Origin of the sequence: Melaminivora sp. (assembly GCF_032059615.1) — a bacterium.
Lineage (GTDB): Bacteria > Pseudomonadota > Gammaproteobacteria > Burkholderiales > Burkholderiaceae_C > Melaminivora.
Window position 1 is genome coordinate 2661 of the sequence record NZ_DAMCAM010000075.1, and the last position, 10478, is coordinate 13138.

9 protein-coding genes and 1 pseudogene are annotated in these 10478 nt (G+C 70.1%); 9 read left to right on the plus strand and 1 reads right to left on the minus strand.

Going from position 1 to position 10478, the window contains the following annotated elements; genetic code table 11:
• The 8 genes from RT051_RS13165 to RT051_RS13200 all read left to right on the plus strand — a co-directional run.
• The coding region (locus RT051_RS13165; RefSeq protein ID WP_313077375.1) for an oligopeptide/dipeptide ABC transporter ATP-binding protein at positions 1–667 on the plus strand (667 nt) is incomplete at its 5' end.
• A 107-nt stretch (positions 668–774) separates the two neighbouring features.
• Entirely contained in the window at positions 775–2325 is a 1551-nt protein-coding gene (gene gsiB / locus RT051_RS13170; RefSeq protein ID WP_313077378.1) for a glutathione ABC transporter substrate-binding protein GsiB, read from the plus strand.
• A 169-nt stretch (positions 2326–2494) separates the two neighbouring features.
• Positions 2495–3415, plus strand: a complete 921-nt coding sequence (gene gsiC, locus RT051_RS13175) for a glutathione ABC transporter permease GsiC (RefSeq protein WP_313077381.1) — start codon at positions 2495–2497, stop codon at positions 3413–3415.
• Between the two features lie 19 nt (positions 3416–3434).
• On the plus strand, positions 3435–4340 hold the full coding sequence (gsiD, locus tag RT051_RS13180) for a glutathione ABC transporter permease GsiD (protein WP_091567252.1): 906 nt from the start codon (positions 3435–3437) through the stop codon (positions 4338–4340).
• Positions 4337–5362 carry a P1 family peptidase gene (locus RT051_RS13185; RefSeq protein WP_313077387.1) on the plus strand — a complete coding sequence of 342 codons (1026 nt, stop codon included), beginning with the start codon at positions 4337–4339 and terminating at the stop codon, positions 5360–5362. Before gsiD ends, RT051_RS13185 begins: the two co-directional genes overlap by 4 nt.
• A 68-nt stretch (positions 5363–5430) precedes the next feature.
• Positions 5431–6249 carry a M55 family metallopeptidase gene (locus tag RT051_RS13190; protein WP_313077389.1) on the plus strand — a complete coding sequence of 273 codons (819 nt, stop codon included), beginning with the start codon at positions 5431–5433 and terminating at the stop codon, positions 6247–6249.
• Positions 6250–6420: 171 nt separating this feature from the next.
• Positions 6421–7161 (plus strand): amino acid racemase, encoded by a 741-nt coding sequence (locus RT051_RS13195; RefSeq protein ID WP_313077391.1) that lies wholly within the window; start codon positions 6421–6423, stop codon positions 7159–7161.
• 51 nt (positions 7162–7212) lie between these two features.
• On the plus strand, positions 7213–8127 hold the full coding sequence (locus RT051_RS13200; RefSeq protein WP_313077393.1) for a LysR substrate-binding domain-containing protein: 915 nt from the start codon (positions 7213–7215) through the stop codon (positions 8125–8127).
• Here RT051_RS13200 and RT051_RS13205 read toward each other — a convergent pair.
• Positions 8128–9341: pseudogene (locus RT051_RS13205) on the minus strand (D-amino acid dehydrogenase). It lies immediately after the preceding gene.
• 259 nt (positions 9342–9600) lie between these two features.
• On the opposite strand from RT051_RS13205, the gene RT051_RS13215 reads away from it, so the two are divergent.
• On the plus strand, positions 9601–10478 hold an 878-nt coding region (locus RT051_RS13215; protein ID WP_313077401.1), incomplete at its 3' end, for an amino acid ABC transporter substrate-binding protein.

Consider the following 10478-nt stretch of genomic DNA (forward strand, 5'->3'; position numbering starts at 1 on the left):
GGTGCAGGCGCTGCGCCGCGACATCCAGTTCATCTTCCAGGACCCGTTCGCCTCGCTCGACCCACGCCTGACCGTGGGCTTCTCGATCATGGAGCCGCTGCTGGTGCACAAGATCGGCACGCCCGCCGAGGCCCAGGCCCGTGTGGACTGGCTGCTGGAAAAGGTGGGCCTGCCGCGCGAGCACGCGCAGCGCTACCCGCACGAGTTCTCGGGCGGCCAGCGCCAGCGCATCGCCATCGCCCGCGCCCTGGCGCTCAACCCCAAGGTGGTGGTGGCCGACGAATCGGTCTCGGCGCTGGACGTGTCCATCCAGGCGCAGATCGTCAACCTCATGCTCGACCTGCAGCGCGAGCTGGGCGTGGCTTTCCTCTTCATCTCGCACGACATGGCGGTGGTCGAGCGCATCAGCCACCGGGTGGCGGTGATGTACCTGGGCCGCATCGTCGAGATCGGCCCGCGCCGCGCGATCTTCGAGAACCCGCAGCACGCCTACACCCGCAAGCTGATGGCCGCCGTGCCCATCGCCGACCCGGCGCGCCGGCACCTCAAGCGCGCGCTGCTGGAGGGCGAGATTCCCAGCCCCATCCGGGCCGTGGGCGACGAGCCCGTGGTGCCGCCCATGGTGCAGGTCGGGCCCGGCCACTTCGTGGCGCCCACCGCAGCCTGAAATTCAAGAGAAAAAGGCCTCCAGCGCCCGCCAGTCAAGCGCCAGCAGCTCTCTTTTTTGAAGCAAACCCTTTCCACCGCCCATCCACCACCCACCGGAGTTCACCCATGAAGAAGACCGCGAACACCCGCCGCACGGCCCAGGCCCTGCTGGCCCTGGCCGCCTTTGCCCTCAGCGGCAGCGCGCTGGCGGCCGGCAACGCCGTGCTGGCCATCTACCAGCAGCCCGAGACGCTGGACCCGTACAACACCAACACCACCATCACCACGGCCGTCACCAAGACCTTCTACGAAGGGCTGTTCGCGTTCGACAAGGACCTGAAGATCCAGAACGTGCTGGCCGAGAGCTACGACGTGTCCAAGGACGGCCTGGTCTACACCTTCAAGCTGCGCCAGGGCGTGAAGTTCCACGACGGCACCGACTTCAACGCCGCCGCGGCCAAGGCCAACTTCGACCGCGTGATGGACCCCGCCAACCGCCTGCTGCGCGCCAACCAGTTCAACCGCGTCGCCAAGGTCGAGGCGGTGAACCCGCAGACCCTGCGCATCACGCTCAAGGAGCCCTTCGGCCCCTTCATCAACGCGCTGGCCCACGCCTCGGCCGCGATCATCTCGCCCGCCGCGCTGCAAAAGTGGGGCAGCAAGGACATCGCCTTCCACCCCGTGGGCACCGGCCCGTTCGAGTTCGTCGAGTGGAAGCAGACCGAGGCCATCGTCGGCAAGAAGTTCGCCGGCTACTGGAAGCAGGGCTACCCCAAGGTCGACCAGGTGACCTGGAAACCCGTGACCGAGAACAACACCCGCGCCGCCATGCTGCAGACGGGCGAGGCCGATTTCGCGTTCACGCTGCCCTACGAGCAGATCGCCACGCTCAAGAAGAGCGACAAGGTGGAGGTGGTGTCCCGGCCGTCCATCATCCAGCGCTTCCTGACGTTCAACCTGCTGCAAAAGCCCTTCGACAACGTGAAGGTGCGCGAGGCCATCGGCTACGCCATCAACAAGGACGCGCTGGCCAAGGTGGCCTTCAGCGGCCACGCCTTCGCCGCCCAGGGCTTCGTGCCGCAGGGCGTGGAATACGCGCTGAAGATGCCGCCCGTTCCCTACAACGTGGCCAAGGCCAAGGAGCTGCTCAAGGAAGCGGGCTTCCCGAACGGCTTCGAGACCACGCTGTGGAGCGGCTACAACAACACCACCAGCCAGAAGGTGATCCAGTTCATCCAGCAGCAGCTGCAGCAGGTCGGCATCAAGGTGTCGGTGGAGGCGTTGGAGCCCGGCAAGCGCGTGGAGCTGGTCGATTCCTGGCCCGACCCGAAGACCGCCAAGGCGCGCCTGTACTACATCGGCTGGTCGTCCTCCACCGGCGAGGCCGACTGGGCACTGCGCCCGCTGTTCGCCACCGAGTCCTGGTCGCCCAAGCTGGCGAACTACGCCTTCTACAGCAACCCCGTGGTCGATGACGCCATCGCCAAGGCCCTGGTCACCACCGACAGCGGCGAGCGCGCCGGCCTGTACAAGACCGTGCAGGAGCAGCTCGCCAAGGACTTGCCGCGCATCCCGCTGGTGACGGAGGACGTGCTGTATGCCCACTCCAAGCGCCTGTCGGGTGTGTACGTGATGCCCGACGGCAACATCAACAGCGACGAGATCGCCATCAAGTGAGGCACCCCCCTGCGGCGCCGCGCGCCTTCCCCCCGCTCTCGTCCTGCTGCGCAGGGTGGGCAGGGGGACGCCGCCGGTGCTGCGGGGCGGCCCTTGCACGGCGGCCCTGGCCTGGGACGCGCCGGTTTCCTGCCTTGACCCTTAAGCGGGACTGGTGTCCCGCACTGCCATGCTGAATTACTTCTTCAAACGCCTGCTGGGGCTGCTGCCCACGCTGCTGATCGTGGCGGTACTGGTGTTCCTGTTCGTGCACCTGCTGCCCGGCGACCCGGCGCGCCTGGCCGCGGGCCAGGATGCCGACGAGGCCACGGTGCAGCTGGTGCGCCAGGAGCTGGGCCTGGACCGGCCGCTGCCCGAGCAGTTCGTGCACTTCTTCTCGCGCATGGTGCAGGGCGACTTCGGCCTGTCGATGCGCACGCGCCGCCCGGTGGCGGCCGAGATCAGCGAGCGCTTCATGCCCACGCTGCTGCTCACCCTGAGCAGCATGGCCTGGTCGGTCGTCTTCGGCATGGCCATCGGCATCGTCTCGGCCGTGTACCGCAACCGCTGGCCCGACCGGCTGGGCATGACGCTGGCGGTGTCGGGCATCTCGTTCCCGGCGTTTGCGCTGGGCATGATGCTGATGCAGGTGTTCTCGGTGCAGCTGGGCTGGCTGCCCACCGTGGGCGCCGACTCGTGGCGCCACTACATCCTGCCGTCCATCACGCTGGGCGCGGCCGTGGCCGCAGTGATGGCGCGCTTCACCCGCGCCTCGTTCGTCGAGGTGGTGCAGGAGGACTTCGTGCGCACCGCGCGCGCCAAGGGCCTGAACGAGCGCGTGGTGATCCTCAAGCACTGCCTGCGCAACGCGCTGATCCCGGTGGTCACCATGATGGGCCTGCAGTTCGGCTTCCTGCTGGGCGGCTCCATCGTGGTCGAGGCAGTGTTCAACTGGCCGGGCCTGGGCCGCCTGCTGGTGGACGCGGTGACCATGCGCGACTACCCCGTCATCCAGACGCTGGTGCTGCTGTTCTCGTTGGAATTCATCCTCATCAACCTGGTGGTGGACATGGCCTATGGCTTCATCAACCCCACCATCCGCTACAAGTGAAGAAAGAAGAGGACCGGCGATGAGCGCACCCTCCGTTTCCTCCCCGGCCGCTGCGGCCCCGGCCGCCGAGGCGGTCCGCACCCCCTGGCGCGAGTTCTGGCGCAAGTTCAAGCGCCAGCACGTGGCCGTGGCCGCGCTGGTGTTCGTGCTGCTGCTGGTGCTGGTGGCCGTGCTGGCGCCGTACCTGGCGCCGTTCGACGCCGAGAACTACTTCGACTACGACCGGCTGAACGAGGGCCCTTCGGCGCTGCACTGGTTCGGCGTCGATCCGCTGGGGCGCGACATCTTCAGCCGCATCCTGATGGGCGCGCGCATCTCGCTGGCGGCGGGCTTCTTCTCGGTGGCCATCGGCTGCCTGATCGGCACCGCGCTCGGGCTGCTGGCCGGCTACTACGAGGGCTGGTGGGACCGCATCGTGATGCGCATCTCCGACGTGCTGTTCGCCTTTCCCGGCATCCTGCTGGCGCTGGGCGTGGTGGCCATCCTGGGCTCCAGCATGACCAACGTGGTGGTCGCCGTGGCCGTGTTCAGCGTGCCGGCCTTCGCGCGGCTGGTGCGCGGCAACACGCTGGTGCTCAAGCACCAGACTTATATCGAGTCGGCGCAGAGCATCGGCGCCAGCGACTGGACCATCATCACGCGGCACATCCTGCCGGGCACCATCTCGTCCATCGTCGTGTACTTCACCATGCGCGTGGGCACGTCGATCATCACCGCGGCCAGCCTGTCCTTCCTGGGCATGGGCGCGCAGCCGCCCACGCCCGAGTGGGGCGCCATGCTCAACGAGGCGCGCGCCGACATGGTGAACGCGCCGCACGTGGCGCTGTTCCCGAGCCTGGCCATCTTCCTCACGGTGCTGGCCTTCAACCTGCTGGGCGACGGCCTGCGCGACGCGCTCGATCCGAAGATCGACCGGCAGACATGAGCATGCAGCCCCCCTGCATCGGCGGCCTGCCGGCCGGGCCGCGCGACGCCATCACCGATGTGGCTGGCGTCACCGTCGGCCACGTGACGCTGGCCGAGGGCGATGTGCAGACCGGCGTCACGGTCATCCACCCGCACGCGCAGGACCCGTTCCGCCACAAGGCGCCCGCGGCGGCGGCCGTCATCAACGGCTTCGGCAAGAGCGTGGGCCTGACGCAGCTGGCCGAGCTGGGCCAGCTGGAGACGCCGATCGCGCTGACCAACACCTTCTCGGTGCCGGCCGTGGCGCAGGCGCAGATCGCGCAGTGCGTGCGCGCCAACCCCGAGACCGGCCGCGCGCTGCCCACGGTGAACCCGCTGGTGCTGGAGTGCAACGACGGCTACCTGAACGACATCCAGCGCATGGCCGTCACGGCCGCGCACTACGAGGCGGCCTGCGCCGGCGCGGGCCTGGACGTGGCCCAGGGCGCGGTGGGCGCGGGGCGCGGCATGTCCAGCTTCCAGCTCAAGGGCGGCATCGGCACCGCGTCGCGGCGTGCGGACGGGGGCTACACCGTCGGTGCGCTGGTGCTGGCCAACTACGGCGTGCAGGCCCACCTGGTCTGGGGCGGCGAGCCCCTGGGCCGGCGGCTGGCCGCGCGCCAGGGCGCCCCGGCCGAGACCACGGAAAAGGGCTCGATCATCATGCTGCTGGCCACCGACGCGCCGCTGGACGCGCGCCAGCTCGGTCGGCTGGCGCTGCGCGCGGCGGCAGGGCTGGCGCGCACCGGCTCGGTCTACGGGCATGGCAGCGGCGACATCGCCGTGGCGTTCTCCACCGCCTACACACTGCCCCATCTGCCGGACCTGGCCGACGCGCCCATGCCTGCCGTGGCCATGGTCCACGAGGCCCGGCTGGACGCGTTGTTCCAGGCCGCCGCCGACAGCGTGGAGCAGGCCATCGTGCACGCGCTGTGGCATGCCGAGCCGGTCACGGGCCGCGCCGGGCACCACCGGCAGGCGCTGCGTGAACTCCTGAATTGATAGCTGCCAGCGCATGCCAGACAAACGCTGGAGGCCGATTTGACCCATAAAAACCCCCGGATCCGTCCATGAAAATTCTCATCTCCGTCGACATCGAGGGCGTGGCCGGCGTCTACCACGCCGAGCAGGCGCGGGCGGGCAACCCCGAGTACGAGCGCGCCCGCCGCCTGATGGCTGCCGAAGCCAACGCCGCCATCGCCGGCGCCTTCGACGGCGGCGCCCGCGAGGTCTACGTGAACGACTCGCACGGGGGCTTTCGCAACATGCCGCCGGACCTGCTCGACGACCGCGCCCAGGTCATCCAGGGCAAGCCGCGCTACCTGGGCATGGTGGCCGGCGTGGAGCTGGGCGTGCAGGGCGTGTGCATGATCGGCTACCACTCGCGCGCCCAGGGGCGCGGCATCCTGGCGCACACCATCAACAGCTTCGCGTTCGCGCGCGTGCGCCTGAACGGCCAGGAGCTGGGCGAGATGGGCCTGTACGGGCTGCTTGCCGGCAGCTACGGCGCGCCGGTGGTCGCGGCCTCGGGCGACGACGTGTTCATCGACGAGCACCGGGCGCTGTTCCCGCAGACCCGTTTCGTGCAGGTCAAGCGCGCCACGGGTTTTTCCAGCGGCATCAGCCTGTCGCCGCAGCAGGCCTGCGCCGCCATCCGCGAGAGCGTGGCCCAGGCCGTGCCGCAGGCCCGCAGCGTGGCGCCGCTGCGCATCGAGGGCCCCGTCACCGTCGATCTGCTGGCGCAGAGCCCGGCGCTGGCCGAGCTGTTTTGCCAGTGGCCGACGCTGGAACGCACCGACGGCGACGCGCTGCGCTTCGCCGCGCCGGACGTGGAGAGTGCGGTGCGCATGCTCAACTGCCTGTCGGCGATGTCCATGATGTTGAAATGAAGGACATCTCCCTGAGCGGCTGCGCCGCCTCCCCCTTCTCTCGCCCTGCTGCGCAGTGCGGGGAGGGGGACGACGCTGGTGGACTGCTGGCGAAACCAGATCCACGGCGTCTGCTGGCCTGGGTGCGCCACTTGCATATGCCGCGGTGGTGCCGCGCGGCGGAGAACTGAGATGACACACATTGCAAGCCGCACGGTCGGCATCCTGGCCGGCATGGGGCCGGCCGCCGGGGCGGACTTCGCCCGGCTGTTCGTCCTGGCCTGCGAGGACTGGCTGCGCGCGCACGGCCATGCCGTGGTCGACCAGGCCTATCCCGCGCACTGGATGGCGCAGCTGCCCATTGCCGACCGCACGCGCGCGCTGGCCGACCCGCAGGCGCCGCAGCCGCTGGCGGCCCTGGCGCAGGGCCTGGCGCAGCTCGCCGGCCTGGGCGCGCGCGCCGTGGCCATGCCCTGCAACACCGCGCACGCCTGGCACGCGGCGCTGCAGCGGCAGGTGCCGCAGGTCGAGCTGCTGCACATGCCACAGGAGACCGCGGCCGAGCTGCGCCGCCGCGGCCTGGACCGCGTGGCCCTGCTGGCCACCGAGGGCAGCTACCGCATCGGCCTGTACGAGCAGGCGTTCGCCGCCCAGGGCATCGCCTGCGTGCTGCCGGGCGAGGCGGCGCGGCAGTGGCTGATGGAGGGCATCTACGGCGGCGTGAAGGCCGGCGACTTGGTGCTTGCGCAGCAGCGCTTCGTGCAGGCCGGAGCGCAGCTGCGCGCGCAGCACGGCGACATCGCGCTGGCCATGGCCTGCACCGAGATCCCGCTGGCGCTGCCCCAGGCACCCGAGGCGCAGGGCTGGACGCTGGTCGACCCCACGGCGATCCTGGCCGCCAGCCTGGCGCGCCGCGCCTACGCAGACTCCTGATGCGATCCTGAGCCCCTTGCGCGCGGCCGGCGCCGCAGGCATGGTGAGCGCATGCGATTGCGCCACATCGAAGTCTTCAACGCCGTCATGCTCACCGGCAGCGTCAGCGCCGCGGCGCGGCTGATCAACGTCACCCAGCCGGCCGTCAGCCGCATCCTGGCCCATGCCGAGCTGCAGCTGGGTTTTGCGCTGTTCCAGCGCACGCGCGGGCGCCTGGTGCCCACGCGCGAGGCGCAGATCCTGCATCCCCACGTCGAGCAGCTGTTCGCCCAGCTGGGCGACGTGCAGCGCCTGGCGGCCCGCCTGCGCCAGGAGGAGCGCAAGGACGAGCTGCGCATCCTGACGGTGTTCGCCTTGAGCTTCGAGGTGCTGCCGCGCGCGCTGCGGGCGTTTCGTGCCCAGTACCCGGGCGTGGCGGTGACCATCGACGCGCTGCACTCGCCGCAGATCGTCGCCGCGCTGGTGCGCCAGGAGGCGGACCTGGGTTTCGTCTTCACCGGCGTGGCGCACCCCTCGCTGGCGCAGGAGCACCTGGCCGACGGCGCCATGCTGTGCGTGGCGCCGCGCGGCCTGCTGGCGCCCGACGTGCTCGCGCGCGGCAGCGTGCAGCTGGCCGACCTGGACCAGCTGCCCTTCGTGCAGCTGGCCGCCAGCGACCCGGTCGGCACCATGGTCGACCACGCCTGCCGCGAGGCCGGCGCGCGCCCGCAGGTCCTGTACACGGTGCAGACCTACCACGCCGCGCTGGCTCTGGCCCAGCACGGCCAGGCGGTGGCGCTCATCGATGCCTGCACGGCGGCGTCCGCCGACCGCGGCAAGGTCGACGTGCTGCCGCTGCTGCCGCGCATCGCCGTGCCGGTGCATTCGCTGCGCCTGGCCCAGGGGCCGGGCTCGCTGCTGGCCGACGCCATGGCGCGCTGCATGCGCGAGGCGCTGGCGCAGACGCTGGCGCCGTCCGTGCCCTGATCAGCGGGCGGCCTGCTGCGCCACGTCGGCGGCGGTGCCGAAGGCCAGGGTGAAGCCCAAGGCGCCGTGCCCGGTGTTGACCAGCAGGTTGCGCGGGCCGCGCGCCTGCACGCCCACGATGGGCACGCCGGTGGGTGTGGCCGGGCGCAGGCCCGCCCAGGGGCGCGCGTCCTGCTGCGTGCCGCTGCGCGGAAACACGGCGCGCGTGGCCTGGCGCAGGCTGTCGATGCGCTGCGGCACGATGCCCAGGCCATGGCCCACCAGCTCGGCCATCCCGGCCACGCGCAGGCGGTCGCCCAGGCGGGCGAAGACCACCTTGCGTGCGGCGTCGGTCACGCTCACCCGGGGCGCGGCGCCAGGCTGGCTGCCGTCCACGTCCAGGGTGATGCTGTAGCCCTTGAGCGGGTACACCGGCAGGGACAGGCCCACGCTGCGCGCCAGCGCTGGGCTGGCGCTGCCCAGGGCCAGCACGAAGCGGTCGGCCTCGATGGCGCCCGCATCGGTCTGCACGGCCGCCACCCGGCCGGCGGACGGCACCAGGGCCGTGATGCGCGTGCCCAGCACGAAGCGCACGCCGCGCGCCGCCAGCAGCCGGTGCAGGCCCTGGCAGACCTTCAGGCAGTCGGCCGCGCACTCGCTGGGCGTGTGGATGGCGCCGGCGATGTGCCGGCTGTAGTCGGCCAGTGCGGGCTCGATCTCCACGCAGCGCTGCGGGGTCACGGCCTGCTGCTCGCTCCCCAGGCGCGCTGCAGTTCCAGCTGGCGCCGGGCGGCTTCCAGCGCGCCGGGCGTGGCATACAGCACCAGCTTGCCGGTGCGCGAGAAGTCGCACTCCAGCCGCTCGGCGGCGAGCATGCGCTCGAAGCCCTCGCGGCTGCGCGCGGCCAGCGCCAGCAGTTGCGCGGTGCTGCGCCGGGAGGTGCCGGCGTTGCAGGCGCGCAGGAATTGCAGCGCCCAGCGCCACTGTTGCGGGTCGGGCTGCGGACGCAGCTTCAAAGGCGAGTCGGGCGACAGCAGCAGCTTGGGCAACTGCGCCCAGATGCCCGGGTCGGCCAGGGGCTGGACGTAGCTGTAGCTCAGCTGCGCGCCGTTGCCGCTGCTGGCGCCGCTGCCGGGCTGCGCCTGGTCGACCACGGTGACGCGCATGCCCTGGCGCTGGAGCTCGTAGGCGGTGGCCAGGCCCACGATGCCTGCGCCCATGACACACACATGCATGGTTGTTGGAACGGTTGAAGCCGGTTGGCGAAAGCGGCACTGTAGGTCCGCGCACCGGTGCTTGAACAATGCCAAGCGCGCGCGGGGGCATGCCGGCAGGTTATGGCTTGCGGGTGTTTGTCTGCATGGCCGCGACCTGCTGCGGGCCACATAATTTTTGGTAATGCCATCCGCCGTGAATGGCATTGTTCAAGCGGGCTGCAGCCTCTCTACAGTGCCGCTGTACCGCACCACAACCATGAAAGAAGGAGACGACAGCATGCAACCCACCACCTCTTTGGCGCTGGCCGCCGCCATCGCCGCCTGCACCCTGGCCACCGCCCACGCGGACACCCTCAAGAAGGTCGCCGACTCGGGCAAGATCACCGTGGCCTACCGCGAGTCCTCGGTGCCGTTCAGCTACCTGGCCGGCTCGGGCGGGCCGGTGGGCTTTTCGGTGGAGGTCACCAACGCCATCGTGGACGCCGTGAAGAAGCAGGTTAACAACCCCGGGCTGAAGGTGGAGATGCAGGCCGTGACCTCGCAGAACCGCATCCCGCTGCTGCAAAACGGCACCGTCGACATCGAGTGCGGCTCCACCACCAACAACGCCACGCGCGGCAAGGACGTGCAGTTCGCCATCAACTACTTCTACACCGGCACCCGGCTGCTGGTGAAGAAGTCCTCGGGCATCAAGAACTACGCCGACCTGGCCAAGAAGAAGGTGGCCAGCACCACCGGCACCACCAACGCCCAGGTCATCCGCAAGTACAGCAAGGACAACAACCTGGACTTCGACATCGTCCTGGGCAAGGACCACGACGACGCCATGCTGCTGGTCGACGCCGGCCGGGCCGAGGCCTTCGCCATGGACGACATCCTGCTGTTCGGCCTGAAGAACAACGCCCGCAACCCGGCCGAGTGGGAGGTGGTGGGCGACTCGCTGCAGGTCGAGCCCTATGCCTGCATGATGCGCAAGGACGACCCGCAGTTCCAGGCCCTGGTCAACGGCGTGATCGGCGGGATGATGAAGTCGGGCGCGTTCGAGAAGCTCTACGACAAGTGGTTCATGTCGCCCATCCCGCCCAAGAACCAGGTCATCGGCCTGCCCATGAGCAAGGAACTGCGCGACAACCTCACCGCCTTGAGCGACAAGCC

Bases quoted from the DNA above. Each gene is read 5' to 3' on its own strand.
- gsiD (WP_091567252.1), top strand. From the start codon at position 3,435: ATGAGCGCACCCTCCGTTTCCTCCCCGGCCGCTGCGGCCCCGGCCGCC.
- gsiB (WP_313077378.1), top strand. From the start codon at position 775: ATGAAGAAGACCGCGAACACCCGCCGCACGGCCCAGGCCCTGCTGGCC.
- RT051_RS13190 (WP_313077389.1), top strand. From the start codon at position 5,431: ATGAAAATTCTCATCTCCGTCGACATCGAGGGCGTGGCCGGCGTCTAC.
- RT051_RS13195 (WP_313077391.1), top strand. From the start codon at position 6,421: ATGACACACATTGCAAGCCGCACGGTCGGCATCCTGGCCGGCATGGGG.
- RT051_RS13200 (WP_313077393.1), top strand. From the start codon at position 7,213: ATGCGATTGCGCCACATCGAAGTCTTCAACGCCGTCATGCTCACCGGC.
- gsiC (WP_313077381.1), top strand. From the start codon at position 2,495: ATGCTGAATTACTTCTTCAAACGCCTGCTGGGGCTGCTGCCCACGCTG.
- RT051_RS13185 (WP_313077387.1), top strand. From the start codon at position 4,337: ATGAGCATGCAGCCCCCCTGCATCGGCGGCCTGCCGGCCGGGCCGCGC.